Source organism: Amycolatopsis roodepoortensis (genome assembly GCF_014873915.1).
Lineage (GTDB): Bacteria > Actinomycetota > Actinomycetes > Mycobacteriales > Pseudonocardiaceae > Amycolatopsis > Amycolatopsis roodepoortensis.
In genome coordinates, this window is the sequence record NZ_JADBEJ010000001.1 from 1,403,240 (window position 1) to 1,420,340 (window position 17,101).

The window sequence follows — 17,101 nt, forward strand, 5'->3', positions numbered from 1 at the left end:
ACCGTGCGGCGGGTCGTGAGTGGCGTTTCGGGCGCAGTGCCGGACCGTGTGGATTTCGGTGCCTTGGATGACCCGAAATCCACACGGTCCGGCGAGACCGTCCCTGTCACGCCGGGTTCAGGAGGGGTGTGTGGAAATAGGGACACTCAACGTCCCTATTTCCACACACCCCCAACCGGCGCCACCTTTGACCTACCTCTCGCGGTCGCGGCTTCCCCAACAGACATTGAGAACAGGAAATCATGAGCGACACGAAGGAATGGACGTTCCCGGCCTCGTTCGGCCAGGAGCGGATCTGGCTGTCCGGCCAGCTCGACCCGGCGTCCCCGGTGTACAACCTGCACTGCCAGGCCCGGCTGGACCGCCCGCTGACCGCGGAGCAGTGGCGTGCCGCGCTTGGTGTCATCGTCGGGCGGCACGAGGCGCTGCGCACGTCGTTCCGCATGGACGGCGGAGCGCTCATGCAGGTGGTGCACGCCGAGGTGCCGATCGAGCCCGAGGTCCACGACCTGCGTGACCTGCCCGCCGACACCCGTGAAGACCGGCTCGCCGAACTCGTCGGCGCCGTCACACGTGAGGCCGTCCCGCTCGACTCGCCGCCGCCGTGGCGAGCCCAGGTGTGCCGGATGGCCGACGACGAGTGGGTGCTCACGTTCGTCGTGCACCACACCGTGTTCGACGCCGGTTCGGTGCTGGTGCTGGGCACGGAGCTGGGCGAGGCGTGCGACGCCGTGTTCGAGGGCCGCGAGCCGAAGCTGCCCGAGCTGGCCATCCAGTACCCGGACTACTCGGCCTGGCAGCGCGGGCAGCTCGAAACATCCAGTGAGCAGCTGGACTACTGGCGCAAGCAGCTCGCCGGGTTGCCGCCGGTGCACGGTCTGCCCACCGACCGGCCGCGGCCGTCGGAGCTGACGTTCGCCGGTGACCAGGTGCACTTCACCCTCCCGGACGGACTGATCGACCGAGTCGGCGAGCTGAGCCGGGAGCTGTCGGCGTCGCCGTTCATGGTGCTGCTGGCGGGCTACGCGGCGCTCCTGTCGCGACTGTCCAGAGTGGACGACATCGTCGTCGGCGTCCCGGTCGCCGGCCGCGACCTGCCGGAGCTGGCCGATCTGATCGGCATGTTCGTCAACCAGATGGCCGTGCGCGTCGACTGCTCGGGCGCGCCCGCGTTCACCGAGCTGGTCGGCCGGGTCCGGACCACGCTGCTGGAGGCGATCGACCACAGCCAGGTGCCGTTCCAGGCGGTCGCCGAGGCGGTCGGGGCCGAACGCGACCCCGGCGTGCAGGCGCTGTACCAGCTGGGATTCAACTTCCTGCCGGACTCGGGGTTGGAGCCGATCCGCTCGGCCACCGCGAAGGACGACATCGCGATCGACCTGACCGCCGTGGACGGCAGGCTCGTCTACCGCACCGACCTGTTCGACCGCGAGACCGCCGAAGCCATCGCCGAGCGGTACGTGCGACTGCTTACCGCGGCGCTGGCCGATCCCGCTCGATCGATCGCGGACCTGCCGCTGTTGTCGGACGCGGAACGCGAGCTGGTCCTGAACAGCTGGAATCCGGAAGTGTCCACTTCGGACACGAAGACCGTGCACGCCAGGTTCGAGGATCACGCGCGGCGGACCCCGGACGCACCCGCCGTCGACTTCGGCGGAGTTCGCCTGACGTATACCGAACTGAACACGCGAGCCAACCGCGTCGCACACCGGCTGCGTGAGCTCGGCGCCGGTCCGGGCACCGTCGTCGGCGTATGCGTGCCGAATTCGGCGGACCTGCTGACCGGCGTGCTCGGGGTGCTGAAGAGCGGCGCGGCCTACGTCCCGCTCGACCCGGACAACCCGGCCCCACGGCAGGCGCTGATCCTCGCCGACGCGGGCGTCCCGTTCGTGCTGGTCACCGGCGAGTCCACAATGGACACGAAGACGCTGGCCCTGGACGACCCGGCCGAGTGGGCTGCGGCGGCCACCGAAGACCCGGAGCCCACGGCAGGGCCGGACGACGTGGCCTACGTGATCTACACGTCCGGCTCGACCGGGCGGCCCAAGGGCGTCGAGGTCGAGCACCGGGCCGTCGACACGTACCTGGCGTGGGCGCGTGAGGCGTACCCCGGTCTGGCCGGGCGGGCGTTGCTGCACACGTCGGCGTCGTTCGACCTCACCGTGACGACACTGCTCGGCACGCTCACCGCCGGGGGAGCGGTGGTCGACGGCGGCCGCCCGACGTTCGTCAAGGCCACGCCGACGCACCTCGCCGTTCTCGCTGAGGAGCTCTTCCCCACAGGCGAGCTGGTGCTCGGCGGCGAAGCGCTGACCGCCGAGACCGTCCAGTCGTGGCGGGACCGGCATCCCGGCACACTCGTCGTCAACGAGTACGGCCCGACCGAGGCCACGGTCGGCTGCGTCGTGCACCGCATCGAACCCGGGGACGAACTGCCGTCCGGACCGGTCTCGATCGGCCGTCCGGTGCCCGGCACCCGCGTGTACGTCCTCGACGAGCGGCGGCAGCCGGTGCCGCCGGGCGTCCCGGGCGAGCTGTACGTCGCCGGGCCGCAGCTCGCCCGCGGCTACCTCGGCCTGCCGGAGCTGACCGCGGAGAAGTTCACCGACGGTCCGTCCGGCCGGATGTACGCGACCGGCGACCTCGTCCGCCGGCGCCGCGACGGCACGCTCGACTACCTCGGCCGCATCGACGAGCAGGTGAAACTGCGCGGCTACCGCATCGAGCCCGGCGAGGTCGAAGCGGCGCTGCGTGAGCTGCCGGAAGTGCGGGACGCGGCCGTGGCGGTCCGCGGCGACACGCTCGTCGGCTACGTCGTCGGCAGCACCGAGGGAGCGGCCGAGGCCTTGCGGAAGACGTTGCCGGAGTACCTGGTGCCGACCAGGTTCGTGTCGCTCGACGCGCTGCCGATGGCGGCCAGCGGCAAACTCGACCGGGCCGCGCTGCCGGATCCCGAACCCGGCGAGGCACCGGCGTACGTCGCACCCCGGACCGCGGCCGAAGAACTCGTCGCCGAAGTGCTCGGCGAGCTGCTCGGCATCGACGACCTCGGCGCGCACGACGATTTCTTCGCCCGCGGTGGCAACTCGCTGCTGGCGATCCGCGCGATGGCCAGGATCCGCAAGCAGGTCGAGGTCGACATCCCGGTGCGGGGCCTGTTCACCCTGACCACGGTCGCCGGGCTGGCCGCCGAGATCGAACGGCGGCTCGAGGAAGACCTCGACCAGCTCAGCGACGAAGAGGTCCAGCGTCAGCTGGCCGAAGGCGGGAACTCATGACCGCGATCGACGAAACCAGCGCGGCCGCGCGCCGTGCCCTGCTCGAACGGCGGCTGCGACGACGCGCGGAACCGGCCGCGACCATCACCCCGCGTCCCGCCGATGCCGTCGTCCCGCTGTCGTATCAGCAGGAACGCGTCTGGTTCATGGAGCAGTTCGCGCCGGGCACCGGGTCGTATCACATCCCGATCCCGATCCGGCTGACCGGCAGGCTCGACGTCGCCGCGCTTCAGTCCGCTTTGGACACCCTCCCGGCGCGGCACGAGGCACTGCGGATGCGGTTCCCGGAAGGGGAGGACGGGCAGCCGACCGTCCACATCGAACCCTCCGTGACGGTCACTCTGTCCATCGTGGACGCAGGTGGCGAGGAAGCCGCCCGTGACGCCGTCGACGCCGCCGCGGCCGAAACGTTCGACCTGGCCACGGGGCCGCTGCTGCGGGCGACGCTGGCCCGGGTGTCCGACGAGGAACACCTGCTGGTCCTGTGCACGCACCACATCGTCGGCGACGGCTGGTCGGTCGACCTGCTGCTGCGTGACCTCGCCGCGCAATACCACGCCCTGAGCACCGGCGGCACGGCCGAGCTGCCCGCGCTGAGCATCGGGTACGGCGACTTCGCGCACTGGCAGCGCCGCACGCTCACCGGCGGCGAACTCGACCGGCAGCTGGAGCACTGGAAGGCGCAGCTCGCCGGGGTCGAGCCACTGGAGCTGCCCACCGACCGGCCCCGGCCCGCCAAGCAGAGTTTCGACGGCGAGATCCACGAGTTCTTCGTCGAACGCGATCTCGCCCGCGCCCTCGGCGAGCTGAGCCGCGAGCACGGGGTCACGCTCTTCATGACCCTGCTGGCCGCCTACCAGGTGCTGCTGTCGCGGTACTCGGGTCAGGAGGACTTCGCGATCGGCTCGTCGTCGGCCGGGCGCGGCCTGCCCGAGCTGGAGGGCGTGGCGGGCATGTTCATCAACATGCTGCCCCTGCGTGCCCAGCTGGAAGGCGACCCGACGTTCGCCGAACTGCTCGAACGCACCCGGCGGCACGTGCTGGACGCGTTCGAGCACGCCGACGTCCCGTTCGAGCGGCTGGTGAACGCGCTCGGTGTGCCCCGCGACGTCAGCCGCTCGCCGGTGTTCCAGGCGATGTTCGTGCTGCAGAACTACGAGATGGGCCGGATGGGCGAGGCGGGCGAGTCCGATGTGGACTTCCGCTGGCTGCCGATGGATCTGCCCGCGACCCGGTTCGACTTCGAATTCCACGCGATCGAGCTCGAACGCGGGCTGATCGGCAAGCTCGTGTACAACACCGCGCTGTTCACCGCGGACACAGTCGCCGGGATGGCCGGGCGGCTGGTCACACTGCTGCGCTCGATCGTCGCCGCACCGGATCGGCGGCTGTCCGAAGTGGACATCCTCGACGCCGAGCAGCGCGAACTCGTCCTGGAGCGCTGGAACGACACGGCCACCGAGTTCCCGCAGACCACGCTGCACGCGCTCGTCGAGGAGCAGGCCGCCCGGACGCCGGACGCGCCCGCGGTGACCTTCCGCGGTGCGTCGCTGACCTACCGCGAGCTGGACGAGCGGGCCAACCGGCTCGCGCACCGGCTGCGTGGCCTCGGTGTCGGACCGGGCGTGCTCACCGGGGTGTTCGCGGAACGGTCGTTCGAGCTGGTCGTCGCGCTTCTCGGCGTGCTGAAGGCCGGTGGCGCGTACGTCCCGCTCGACCCGGAGTATCCGGCCGACCGGCTGGCGTTCATGCTGCGGGACGCGGCCGCGCCCGTCGTACTGACGCAGGCGGCGTTGCGCGGAACACTGCCGCCGGGTGACGCGACGGTCGTTGTTCTGGACGACCTCGCCGAGACGGCCGGGCAACCGGGCACTTCACCCGAACCGCTCGCCGGCCCGGAAGACCCGGCGTACGTCATCTACACCTCGGGCTCCACGGGCCAGCCGAAGGGCGTGCCCAACGGCCACCGCGGCATCGTCAACCGGCTCGACTGGATGCAGCGCGCGTACCGCCTCGACGGCACCGATTCGGTACTGCAGAAGACCCCGGCCGGTTTCGACGTGTCGGTCTGGGAGTTCTTCTGGCCGTTGATCACCGGCGCGCGGCTCGTGCTCGCCGAACCCGGCGGTCACAAGGACGCCGCGTACCTGCGTGAGCTGCTCGCGTCCGAAGGCATCACCACCGCGCATTTCGTGCCGTCGATGCTCACGCTCTTCCTGGCCGAACAGGGGGTCGAGAGCTGCACGGCGTTGCGGCGGGTCGTGTGCAGCGGCGAGGAACTGCCGCTCGACGCCGCGCGCGAGTTCACGCGGCGGCTGCCTGTCTGCGAGCTGCACAACCTCTACGGCCCGACCGAAGCCGCGATCGACGTCACCTCCTGGCACTGCACGCCCGCCGCGCTCGCCGACGTCGCGTCGGTGCCGATCGGGGCGCCGATCCAGAACATCCGGATCTACGTGCTCGACCGTGCCGGGCGGCCGTGCCCGGTCGGCGTACCCGGCGAGCTGCACATCGCCGGTGTCGGTCTCGCCTTGGGATACCACAACCGCCCGGAGCTGACGGCCGAGCGGTTCGTGGACGATCCGTTCCACAGTGGACGGATGTACCGCACCGGTGACCTCGCACACTGGCGCCCGGACGGGACGATCGCGTTCCTCGGCCGGATCGACCACCAGGTCAAACTGCGCGGCCTCCGCATCGAGCTGGGGGAGATCGAGACGACCCTGCGCGCCCAGCCGGGCGTGCGCGACGCCGCCGTGATCGTCCGCGAGGACACGCCGGGGGACAAGCGGCTGGTCGGGTACGTCGTCGGCGACGCCGAGCCCGGCACGCTGCGGACTGCGCTCAAGCAGAGCCTCCCGGACTACATGGTCCCGCCGTCGTTCGTCGCGCTCGACGAGCTGCCGCTCACCCCGAACGGCAAGCTCGACCGCAAGGCGTTGCCCGCGCCGGTCGCGTCCCGGGACGCGACCAAGGAACTGGTCGCGCCGTCGACCCCGGTCGAGACCCTGCTGGCCGAGATCTGGCGTGACGTGCTCAAGGTGGACGAGCTGGGCGTCGACGACGACTTCTTCGACCTCGGCGGCCACTCGATGCTGGCCACCCAGGTGGTGGCGCGGATCGGCAAGGCGGGCGCGGGTCAGGTCGGCGTCATGGATCTGTTCCAGCACCGCACGATCCGCGAGCTGGCGTCCTTCATGGACGGTGACGACGCCGACCGGCCGCGGCACCTGCTGTACGAGCTGACCAAACCGGCCAAGCAGCGGACGCTGACCTACGTCTGCTTCCCCTACGGCGGCGGCAGCGCGATCGTCTACCAGCCACTGGCCGACGCGCTCCCGGAGGGCTATTCGCTGTACTCGGTCGCCATCCCCGGTCACGACGTCGGCTTGTCCGAGGAGGCCCTGCCGTTCGACGAGCTGGTCGAGCGGCTGGCCGACGAGATCCTCGACCGCATCGACGGCCCGCTGGCCATCTACGGCCACTGCGGTGTCGGCAACGCGCTCGCCGTCGCCGTCGCCCGGATGCTCGAAGAGCGCGGCCGCGAGCTCGAGGTCGTCTACATCGGCGCGATCTTCCCGTTCGCCCGGATGAAGGGCGCGGTGGGCACGCTGCGCACCCGGCTGGAGAAGCTGCGCAGCAACCGGTACTACTCGAACTGGCTCAAGGGTATGGGCGTCGACACCGACGACCTCGACCCGGCGCAGGCCGACCGGATCATCACGAACATGCGCGCCGACAGCCGCGCCGCCGAGGAGTACTTCAGCGGCCTGCTCGACGCGCGCGTGGCCAAGCTGCGCGCGCCGATCGTTTCGGTGGTCGGCTCCGAGGACCCGGTCACCGACTTCTACGCCGAGCGGTACCGGGAATGGGAGTTCCTCACGGACACCACCGGGCTCGTGGTGCTCGACCAGGCAGGGCACTTCTTCCTGCGCTACCGGGCCGAAGAACTCGCGGAGATCGTCACGCGCGTGCATCCGGCGTTGGACGATCCCGGCGAGCTCGACGTCCGGGTCCGTGGTGAAGACGCGGGCTGGGCGGTGCACGAGACCCACCGGGCAGAAGTGGACGAAAAACCCGTGGTGCGGCCGAGCATGGGCCGGTTCGTCACGATCACGATCGGGCAGCTGGTGTCCTCGACCGGCTCGGCGCTGACGTCGTTCGCGGTGCCGATCTGGCTCTACACCCGCACGGGCTCGGTCGCCGACCTAGGCCTGCTGTGGGCGCTCGCGCTGCTGTTCGGCGTGCTCGTGCTGCCGGTGGCGGGCGCTCTGGTCGACCGCGGGGACCGGCGGCGGATCATGATCGCGGCCAGCAGTATCGCCGGCGGGATCCAGCTGATACTGGCGTTGCTGCTGATCACCGGGCACGTCCAGCTGTGGTTGTTCTACGTCCTGATCCCGCTCGGATCGGTGGCCGCTTCGTTCCAGCGCATCGCCTATCAGTCGTCGGTGGCGCAACTGGTGCCGAAGCAGTACCTCGGTCACGCGATGGGTCTCGCGCAGCTGTCCACCGGTTTCGCCCAGCTGCTGATGCCGGTGATCGCGGCCGGGCTGCTGGCGACGATCCAGCTGTCCGGGATCCTGATCCTGGACATGGCGAGCTACGCGTTCGCGATCGTGGGCCTGCTGCTGGTGCGGTTCCCGGACATGCTGGGCTGGCGCCCGCGCGAACCACTGCTGACGGCGATCGCGGGCGGGCTGCGGTACTCGTGGAACCACCGCGGCTTCCGCACGATGCTGCTGTACTTCGCGCTGGCGAACGTCTTCCTCGCCCCCGCGCTGGTGCTGCTCTCACCGCTCGTGCTGTCGTTCGGTTCGGTCACCGACGTCGCGAAGGTGGCGCTGGCCGAGGCCATCGGCGCGGTGGTGGGCGGGATCGGGATGGCGTTGTGGGGCGGACCGCGGCACCGGCGGATGGTCGGCGTGCTCGTCGGCAACGTCGGGATCGCGCTCGGCAGCCTGGTGATGGGCCTGCGGCCGTCGCTGATCGTCGTCGCGGCCGGGGTGTTCCTCCTCGCCGCCGCGATGTCCGTGTCGCAGGGCATCTACGCGACGCTGGTGCAGGTCAAGGTGCCGCAGCGGTTCCACGGCCGGGTGTTCGCGATCAACCAGACGATCACGTGGTCGACGCTGCCGATCGGGTTCGCCGTGCTGGCGCCGCTGGCCGTCGGCTGGTTCTCGCCGCTCCTGGCGCCGGGCGGCGCGCTGACCGGGTCGGTCGGCGCCGTGCTCGGCACCGGCGAAACCCGGGGCATCGGGCTCGCCTACGTCGTCTTCGCGCTGATCCTGCTGCTGATCAACGTTGGCGGGTTCTCGCTGCGGCTGCTGCGCCGGTTCGACACCGAAGTGCCCGATTCGCTGCCCGACGACCTGGTGGGGGCGCAGGAACGGGAGCGCAAGCTCGCGGGGAAGGAAGCCGCATGAGTACCGCAGTGCTGGTCAGGGAAGCCCGGGGGCACTGGGTCGGCGAAGTGGCGCCCGCGATACGGGCCGCCGGGCACCGTGTGGTGCTGCTCGCCCCGCCGATGGACGCGGCCGAGCGGGCGGCGCTGGACGGCGTGGTGGACGACGTCGTCGCGCTGGACGACGTCCACGACCCGGAAGCGGTCGCGGCGAAGGTCAGGGAGATCGACGGCGGCGCGTTGGCCGGGATCTTCACCGGCTCGGACGGTGCCATCGCGAGTACCGCCCGCGCCGCGGAGCTGCTCGGGGTGGCGCGCTGCCCGGCGTCGGTGTTCGCCTTGTGCGCGAACAAGTTCGAGGTCCGGGAGGCCCTTGCCGCGGCCGGACTATCCGGGCCCGCGCACGCCCTGATCTCGTCGGCCGACGAGGCGGCAACGACCGCTTCGGCGGTCGGGCTCCCGGCGATCGTCAAACCGGTCAACGGAGCGGGCAGCAACCTCGTCCGCACCGTGTCCACTGTGGACGAACTGGCGGCCGCGTACGAGCATCTGGCGGCGCGGCTGCCCGAGTCCGCGGATCCGCGTTACCACCGTCCACTGGGGACACTGGACCCGTCGGTGACGTTCCTCGTCGAAGGATTGCTGTCGGGCCCGGAGTACGCGGTGGACGTGCTGGTCCGTGACGGGGTGGCCGAACCGGTCGAGATCCTCGACAAGCCGTTGATCGACGAGCGGAAGTTCGAGCTGGCGCTGTCGTGCCCGCCCGCCGGGCTCAGCGCCGACCGGGCCGAGCTGGTCACCATGGCGGCGGTCGCGGCCGTCCGCGCGCTGGGGCTCGACAACACCTGCGCCCACGTCGAGCTGATCGACGACGCCGACCGAGGTCCGACGATCGTCGAGGTCAACGCGGGCAGGCCCGCCGGGTCGATCATGCCGCTGCTGGCGAAGCTGCGGACCGGGATCGACGTGTTCGCCGAGCTGGCGGCGCTCGCGGTGGACGCTCCGCCGCCGGCGCGGGAACCCGCGAAACTGCCGATCCCGCTGGGCATGCTGATCCTCTACGCGGCGGGCTCGGGCCGGTTGACCGGCATCGGCGGACTCGACGAGATCGCCGAGCTGCCCGAGGTGATCGACGTCGTCACCACCGTCTCTCCGGGGCAGGTGCTCACCGACGAACAGGAGATCTACGCGGTCAACCTCGTCGTGGCCGGGTTCGCCGATCACGACGACCTCGCCGCCCTGCACGCCGAGGCGAGCAAGCTCGTCCGGCTGGAACTGGAGGACGTGTGAAGACCGCGTTCGTGGTCTGCGAGACCGCAGGCCAGTGGATCGCCGACGTCGTGGCCGCGGTGCGCGCGACCGGGCTGGGGGCGGAGCTGGTCACCCAGCCCCTGGAACCGGCCGAGCAGGCACGGATGGCGGAGCTGGTGGACGGCGTCGTCGTGGTCGACGACGTCCGTGACGCCGAAGCCCTGGCCGCGGCGATCCGGGAGCGGACCGCGAGTCCGGCCGGGGTGATGACCGCCGCGGAGGGGATCATCGCGAGCGTCGCTCGCGCGGCCGAGCTGCTCGGCGTCGCGCGCTGCCCGGCGTCGGTGTTCACCGTGACGCACAACAAGTTCGCGGTCCGGCAGGCGCTGGCCGCGGCGGGGTTGCCCGGCCCGCGCTGCGCGCTGATCTCGTCGGATGCCGAGGCGGCGTCGGTCGCTTCCGCGGTGGGGCTCCCGGCGATCGTCAAGCCGGTGAACGGCGCGGCGAGCAATCTCGTCCGCACCGTGTCCACTGTGGACGATCTGGCGGCGGCTTACCGGTTGCTGGCCGAGCGGTTGCCGCTGTCGGAGGACGCCCGGTATCACCGTCTCGTCGGGGCGATCGACCCGCTGAAGGTGTTCCTCGTGGAAGGCCTCCTGCGTGGGCCGGAGTACGCGGTCGACGTCCTGGTGCGCGACGGCGTCGCGGAACCGGTGGCCGTGGTGGAGAAACCGCTGATCGACGAACGCAAATTCGAGCTGGGCATGGTCTGCCCGCCGCTCGAACTGTCCGAAAAGGACACCGAGCGGCTGTTCGCGGCGGCGACGGCCGCCGCGCTCGCGCTGGGCCTGGACAACACCTGCGCTCATCTCGAGCTGATCGACGACGCCGAGCTGGGCGCGACGATCGTCGAGGTGAACGCGGGCCGCCCGGCCGGCGGCGCCCAGCCGGTGCTGCTGAAGCTCGCGACCGGCATCGACGTCATCGCCGAGGCCGTTTCGCTGGCACTGGGCACGCCGCCGCCCGCGCGAGGTGCGGGCCTGCCGGTGCCGGTGGGCTACCTGATCTTCTACGCCGAGGGCACCGGGCGGCTGGTCCGCGTCGAGGGCACCGACGAGGTCGCCGACCTGCCCGAGGTCCTGGAGGTCGTCACGATCGTGCGCCCCGGCCAGCTGCTGACCGACGACCAGGAGATCTACGCGGTGAACGTGCTCGCCGCGGGATTCGCCGACACCGAAGACCTCGCCGCGCTGCACGCCGAGGCCGCCAAGCTGATCCGATTCGAACTGGAGGAGTCATGACCGCCGAACTCACGGCGAACCTCGGTCACATCGAGGGCAACGAACACACGAAGATCACCGTGTACGCGGACACGGGCCTGGACTGGGTGCACGCGCACCGCGAAGTGCTGCAAGACCGGCTGCGTGAGCACGGCGCGATCCTGCTGCGCGGGATGCCGGCCGACCTGACGGTGTTCAACCAGATCACCGAAGAGATCGGCGGCTCGCTGCTGACGTACACGGAGCGGTCGACGCCGCGTTCGGCGGTCTCGGGCAACATCTACACCTCGACGGAATACCCGCCCGCCGAGTCGATCCCGATGCACAACGAGAACTCCTACTCGGCGCACTGGCCGGACCGCCTGTTCTTCCTGTGCGACACGGCGGCCGAAACCGGTGGCGCGACGCCGATCGCCGACAGCCGCGCGATGTACCGCCTGCTGCCGGAGGACCTGCGCGAGCGCTTCGCGGGCGGCGTCACCTACACCCGGGCGTTCCGCGAAGGCCTCGGGCTGACCTGGCAGGAGGCGTTCCAGACCGACGACCGCCAGGTGGTGGAGGACTACTGCACCGCCAATGGGCAGACGTTCGAGTGGACCGACGAGGGCCTGCGCACGCGGCACGTGCGTCCCTCCTTCGTCGAGGAACCGCACACCGGCGCGATGGTGTGGTTCAACCAGGCCAATCTGTTCCACGTGTCGAGCCTGGGGGAGGAGGTCAGCGAGGCGCTGCTGGAGCTGTACCCCGTGGAAGACCTGCCCCGCAACGCCTTCTTCGCCGACGGCTCGCCGATCCCGCAGGCTGACCTGGACGCGATCAAGGCGGCGTACGACGAGGTCAGCTACGCGTTCCCGTGGCAGCCGGGCGACATCATGGTGATCAACAACATGCTGATGGCGCATGGGCGGGAGCCGTTCACGGGTAAGCGGCGGACGTTGGTCGCGATGACGTGAGCTTTTTTGGGGCTGGGTCGGTGGTGGGCTGAAAGCTCCTTTCGCCGCGTCTCATGCGACGAAAGGAGCCTTCGGCCCCCCGGGTCGGATGCGGGCTGCGACGCATGCCCTGGCCGCAGACGTTGCGAAAGCCACTTTCGCAACACAACCCCAGGCGCCTACCCCGCACAAGCCTCACTCCCGTCGAGCCGGCATCGTGACGACGAATCCCGTGCTGCGCCCCAAATCGTCCAGCAGCCACCCCATCCGTTTGGCCGTCCGCAGGATCAGGGCCGAGTCGGCGACCGACAGCGGGGCCAGGTCCTGTTCCAGATGTTCCTGCATCCGCATCGACTCCTCGATCGAGCGCATCCAGGTGGTCACCAGCAGGTTCGCCGGGCCGGGCAGGCTCGCGATCTGACGGATGGCCGGGTTGGCCCTCAGCCGGTCCACGCAGGTCGGCACATGCGCGACGGGAACCTGGCACCACCAGTTGACGACGATCGGCGACGGGGTGAGCCCCTGCGCGATCTCGCACCGGAAAGTCAGCGCGTCGGCGGCGATCAGGTGACCGAGCTGGCGCCGGACGGTCGACACCGGGCGGCCGGTGAGCCGGGCGAGGTCCGCGGCGGTGCGGCGGCCGTCCTCGCCCAGTGCCTCGGTCAGTGCGGCGTACGGCTCCTGCCACGGCTGTAACGCCGTCTGCCGTCCGCCGGTGCCGCCGGACGGCGGCAGCTGCGACAACGCCTGCACGCGCTCCCGGTCCAGTGCGCCCACCCGCCAGGAACTGCCTTCGACGTGCAACCGCGACACCAGATGCGAACGGATGTTGAGCACGCCGGGAAGCCCGGGGATCGCGTCCAGCAGCAGGGTGGAGAGATCGTGCATGCCGAGGCCGAACACCGTCAGCACCAGGCTGTACTCGCGCGAAGCCTCCTCGATGCTGACCACCGACGGCCAGGTGGACAGTTCGCGGATGAGTTCCCGGACCTGGCCGCTCGCGCAGCGGATCTCGACGTACGCGGCCTGCACCCGGGACCGCCCGGGCACGCGGGGATACGCCGTCACCCAGGCTCCGCCTCCATCACGCAGCCGCTCCCATCGCCGCGCCAGCGTCACCGGCGACGAGCCGAGGGCGTCGCCCAGCTGCGCCCAGGTGGCGCGAGGCCGTAGTTGCAGAGCGTGGATGAGCGAAAAGTCCTCCTCATCCAGCGAATCGATCACCATTTGTTCTTCCAGGGGCCGATCGTTGAGCGATTCCGACAATTCTAGCCCGATATCGGACGCGGATTCGCACACTCGACGACCAAGACGCCGACGTCCGACGAAGAGGAGATCGACCGGTGGACCTTCACGACGACGCTCGAAGCCTGCAGGACGAGCTGGTCCGGCTCCGCAGCGACCTGCACCGCGAGCCCGAGATCGGTCTCGACCTGCCCCGCACCCAGGAGCGGGTTCTGCGTGAACTCGACGGGCTCGGCCTGGAGGTCTCCACCGGGACCGACACGACCTCGGTGACCGCGGTGCTGCGCGGCGAGGGTACGGCCCGGGATTCTGCCCGGCCGCGCACGGTCTTGCTGCGCGCGGACATGGACGCCCTCCCGGTGGCCGAAGCGACCGGGCTGGACTTCGCCGCCACGAACGGCGCGATGCACGCCTGCGGTCATGATCTGCACACGACGTCGCTGGTCGGCGCGGCCCGGCTGCTGCACACCCACCGAGACCGCATCAACGGTGACGTCGTCCTGATGTTCCAGCCCGGCGAGGAGGGTTGGGACGGCGCCGGCGTGATGCTCCGGGAAGGCGTGCTCGACGCCGCGGGCAGGCGCGCCGACGCGGCCTACGGGCTGCACGTCTTCTCGTCGATGCTGCCCAGCGGCCAATTCGCCAGCCGTCCGGGCACGTTGATGTCCGCGTCGTACCGGCTGCTCGTCACCGTGCACGGTGAGGGCGGCCACGGGTCGATGCCGCACCGCGCCAAGGATCCGATCACCGCGACCGCGGCGATGATCACCGCGCTGCAGACGATGGTCACCCGGCGGTTCGACATCTTCGACCCGGCCGTGCTCACCGTCGGCGTCATCCGCGGCGGCACCAAACGCAACGTCATCCCCGCCACCGCCGAATTCGAGGCCACCGTCCGCTGTTTCTCGGACGCCGCCGGCGCGCTGCTCGACACGGCGATCCGCGAGACGATCGACGGCGTCGCACGAGCGCACGCGGTCACCGCCGACGTCGTGTTCGAGAGCGAGTACCCGGTCACCGTCACCGACGTCGACGAGACCGCGTTCGGCGCCGAGGTCGTCCGCGAGACGATCGGCGAGCAGTACTACACCGAGCTGCCCAATCCGGTGGCCGGTTCCGAGGACTTCTCCCGCGTGCTGGCCGAGGTGCCGGGCACGTTCCTCGGTCTCGGTGCGCTGATGCCCGGGCTCGAGCCGGACACCGCGCCCAACAACCACAGTCCGTACGCCGACTTCGATCCGTCCGTGCTGTCGAGGGCCGCGACCGTCTACGCCGAACTCGCCGTCCGCCGTCTCGACCGCTTCGCCGAAGGAGCCACCCGATGAGCGCGACCGCGGGCACGGCCACCATCCCGGACCGCCGCCGCACCCTGTTCGGGCTCGGCGCGGGCAACGCGATGGAATGGTTCGACTGGAACATCTACGCGACGTTCGCGTCCTTCTTCGCCGCGCAGTTCTTCAACGCGCAAGACGAGGTTTCGGCGCTGCTGAGCACCTTGGCGGTCTTCGCGGTCGGCTTCGCCGCCCGGCCACTCGGCGGCTTGGTCTTCGGTTGGATCGCCGACCGCAAGGGCCGTCAGCTGGCGATGACGCTGACGGTCGCGATCGCCGCCGGTGGCAGCCTCGTCATCGGTCTTTCCCCCACCTACGGCCAGATCGGCGTGTGGGCGTCGGTGATCCTCGTGGTCGCACGGCTGGGGCAAGGTCTCGCGCACGGCGGTGAGCTGCCTTCGGCGCAGACCTACATCGCCGAGGTCGCCCCGGCCGCCCGACGCGGGCTGTGGTCGAGCCTGATCTACTTCTCCGGCACCTGCGGCGTGCTCGCCGGCACACTGCTGGGCGCGGTCCTGTCCGGTGTGCTGAGCCACGATCAGATGCTCTCGTTCGGCTGGCGGATCCCGTTCGTGCTCGGTGGCGTCTTCGGGCTCTACTCGCTCTACATGCGGATGCGCATGCGGGAGACCGGCGTGTTCCTCGCGGAAAACGCCAAGGACGACGCCGCCGGGAAGAAGGCCGAGAAGGGCCGGATCTGGCAGACGATCAAGCAGCACCCGAAACTGCTCGTGCAGGTCGTCGGGCTGACCGTCGGCGCCACGGTCATCTACTACATGTGGGCCGTCGCCGCGCCGTCGTACGCGATCACCGTGCGGGGCGTCGACCCGACCGGTGCGCTGTGGGCGGGCGTGTTCGCGAACGTGATCTTCCTGATCGCCCTGCCGCTGTGGGGAAGGCTGTCCGATCGCATCGGCAGGAAGCCGGTCCTGTTCATCGCGATCGTCGGCCTCCTGGTGCTGAGCTTCCCGCTGAACGCGATGGTCGGCGACCAGGCCTGGCAGCTGTTCGTGGCGATGTCGATCGCGCTGGTCTTCATGGCCGGGTTCTCCTCCATCGGCCCGGCGGTCTACGCGGAGATCTTCCCGACCCGCATCCGCACCATCGGCGTGGGTGTGCCGTACTCGATCGCGGTCGCGGCCTTCGGTGGAACCGCGCCGTACCTGCAGACGCTCCTCGCCAAGAACGGTTACCCGTCGCTGTTCGTCGTCTACGGCATGGTGCTCATGGTCATCAGCGCCTTGGTCGTCTTCACCCTCCCGGAGACCCGCGGCGTCGACCTGCACGAGAAGGCGAAAGCGGAGGCCGGGTCCAAGACCGCCGTCTAGGACCGGCGCCTCGATCCCGGGTCGTGATGGGCGTCCTCGTCGGCGGGGAAGGCGGTGCCGGTGAGTTCCTCGGAGATCCGCCAGATCCGTGTGGCGTCGTCCTTGCCGCGGAGTCGCGAGTAGACGGTCTGCTCGGCGGGAGCGCCCGCCAGGTGCCCGAGTCCGCTGGGGCCGTACAGACGGGCGCCGTGTGCCTCGGGCGAGGTCACGGCCATCAGGGCGGGGAGTAGTGCCGTCTCGACCGTCCCGAGGAGGATGCCGCGGCCGGCGAGGGCGCGGATGACGCGCACACCGACGGTGTCCCGTGTCCGGCCGACCTCGGGGCGCGCGGCGAGGAGGTTGGTGGCGGCGACACCGGGGTGGGCGAGGTTACTGGTGATTCCCCAGCCCCCGGCCTGGCTGCGCCGGTCGAGTTCGAGGCCGAACAGGCCGAAGGCGATCTTGGACTGGCTGTACGCGTGGCGGCCGTTGTAGGACCGTTCCCAGTTCAGGTCGTCCCAGTTGATGGAGTGCTGGTTCGCGGCGACGCTGATCTGCGAGGTCACCCGCGCGCGTCCCGCGCGCAGCAAGGGCAGCAGGTGGGCGACGAGAGCGAAATGCCCCAGATGGTTACTGCCGAATTGCAGCTCGAATCCTTCGGTGGTGGTTTGCCGGTCCGGCGGCGTCATCACGCCGGCGTTGTTGACGAGGAGGTGGATCGGCCGATTCTCCTCACACAGCGTGGCGCCCAGCGCGGCGACCGAGTCCAGCGACGAGAGGTCGAGGTCCCGGAGGGAGACCTTCGCTCCCGGGTGCTGCTGCTCGATCTTCGCGATGGCCGCTTCGCCCTTGCGGCGATTGCGGACGGGCATGACGACTTCGGCGCCGGCGGCGGCGAGGCGGGCCGTCAGTCCCAATCCGACCCCGTCGCTGGCGCCGGTGACGACGGCGAGCTTCCCGGACAGATCGGGAACGGTGATGTCCGGTCGGGTGCGTGCCATGTGCTGCTCCTGATTCTCCTGGGGCGTCGATGTGTTCCTTTCCAGGCTGCGCCGGATCGACGGCGCTAGCCA

At 70.3% G+C, this 17,101-nt stretch carries 9 protein-coding genes; 7 read left to right on the forward strand and 2 right to left on the reverse strand.

Annotated elements, in window-relative coordinates:
• The first annotated feature begins 242 nt into the window (after nucleotides 1-242).
• The 5 genes from H4W30_RS06445 to H4W30_RS06465 are packed head-to-tail and all read left to right on the forward strand — an operon-like array spanning nucleotide 243 to nucleotide 12,166.
• Entirely contained in the window at nucleotides 243-3,278 is a 3,036-nt protein-coding gene (locus H4W30_RS06445) for a non-ribosomal peptide synthetase (protein WP_192741930.1), read from the forward strand.
• The gene (locus H4W30_RS06450; RefSeq protein WP_192741931.1) at nucleotides 3,275-8,704 is read left to right on the forward strand and encodes a non-ribosomal peptide synthetase/MFS transporter; all 5,430 of its coding nucleotides are present in this window, start codon (nucleotides 3,275-3,277) and stop codon (nucleotides 8,702-8,704) included. The genes H4W30_RS06445 and H4W30_RS06450 overlap by 4 nt, the downstream gene beginning before the upstream one ends.
• Nucleotides 8,701-9,972 carry an ATP-grasp domain-containing protein gene (locus tag H4W30_RS06455; RefSeq protein ID WP_192741932.1) on the forward strand — a complete coding sequence of 424 codons (1,272 nt, stop codon included), beginning with the start codon at nucleotides 8,701-8,703 and terminating at the stop codon, nucleotides 9,970-9,972. The genes H4W30_RS06450 and H4W30_RS06455 overlap by 4 nt, the downstream gene beginning before the upstream one ends.
• Entirely contained in the window at nucleotides 9,969-11,234 is a 1,266-nt protein-coding gene (locus H4W30_RS06460) for an ATP-grasp domain-containing protein (protein ID WP_192741933.1), read from the forward strand. The genes H4W30_RS06455 and H4W30_RS06460 overlap by 4 nt, the downstream gene beginning before the upstream one ends.
• Nucleotides 11,231-12,166: a TauD/TfdA family dioxygenase gene (locus tag H4W30_RS06465; protein WP_192741934.1), complete on the forward strand. Its 936-nt coding sequence runs from the start codon at nucleotides 11,231-11,233 to the stop codon at nucleotides 12,164-12,166. Before H4W30_RS06460 ends, H4W30_RS06465 begins: the two co-directional genes overlap by 4 nt.
• Before the next feature lie 174 nt (nucleotides 12,167-12,340).
• Here the strand turns inward: H4W30_RS06465 and H4W30_RS06470 are convergent, their stop codons facing one another.
• Nucleotides 12,341-13,372 (reverse strand): Lrp/AsnC family transcriptional regulator, encoded by a 1,032-nt coding sequence (locus tag H4W30_RS06470; protein WP_225948795.1) that lies wholly within the window; start codon nucleotides 13,370-13,372, stop codon nucleotides 12,341-12,343.
• Between the two features lie 116 nt (nucleotides 13,373-13,488).
• Here H4W30_RS06470 and H4W30_RS06475 point away from each other — a divergent pair, with 116 nt between their 5' ends.
• Together H4W30_RS06475 and H4W30_RS06480 are read left to right on the forward strand one after the other, a co-directional pair.
• Entirely contained in the window at nucleotides 13,489-14,715 is a 1,227-nt protein-coding gene (locus H4W30_RS06475) for a M20 metallopeptidase family protein (protein ID WP_192741935.1), read from the forward strand.
• Nucleotides 14,712-16,049, forward strand: coding sequence for an MFS transporter (locus H4W30_RS06480; protein ID WP_192741936.1), 1,338 nt, complete (start codon nucleotides 14,712-14,714; stop codon nucleotides 16,047-16,049). Before H4W30_RS06475 ends, H4W30_RS06480 begins: the two co-directional genes overlap by 4 nt.
• Here H4W30_RS06480 and H4W30_RS06485 read toward each other — a convergent pair.
• The gene (locus tag H4W30_RS06485) at nucleotides 16,046-17,029 is read right to left on the reverse strand and encodes an SDR family oxidoreductase (RefSeq protein WP_192741937.1); all 984 of its coding nucleotides are present in this window, start codon (nucleotides 17,027-17,029) and stop codon (nucleotides 16,046-16,048) included. The genes H4W30_RS06480 and H4W30_RS06485 overlap by 4 nt on opposite strands.
• Between the last annotated feature and the right edge of the window lie 72 nt (nucleotides 17,030-17,101).

Excerpts from the sequence above, each read along its gene's own strand:
- H4W30_RS06455 (WP_192741932.1), top strand. The coding sequence starts at position 8,701 with ATGAGTACCGCAGTGCTGGTCAGGGAAGCCCGGGGGCACTGGGTCGGC.
- H4W30_RS06470 (WP_225948795.1), bottom strand. The coding sequence starts at position 13,372 with ATGGTGATCGATTCGCTGGATGAGGAGGACTTTTCGCTCATCCACGCT.
- H4W30_RS06465 (WP_192741934.1), top strand. The coding sequence starts at position 11,231 with ATGACCGCCGAACTCACGGCGAACCTCGGTCACATCGAGGGCAACGAA.
- H4W30_RS06480 (WP_192741936.1), top strand. The coding sequence starts at position 14,712 with ATGAGCGCGACCGCGGGCACGGCCACCATCCCGGACCGCCGCCGCACC.
- H4W30_RS06450 (WP_192741931.1), top strand. The coding sequence starts at position 3,275 with ATGACCGCGATCGACGAAACCAGCGCGGCCGCGCGCCGTGCCCTGCTC.
- H4W30_RS06445 (WP_192741930.1), top strand. The coding sequence starts at position 243 with ATGAGCGACACGAAGGAATGGACGTTCCCGGCCTCGTTCGGCCAGGAG.
- H4W30_RS06485 (WP_192741937.1), bottom strand. The coding sequence starts at position 17,029 with ATGGCACGCACCCGACCGGACATCACCGTTCCCGATCTGTCCGGGAAG.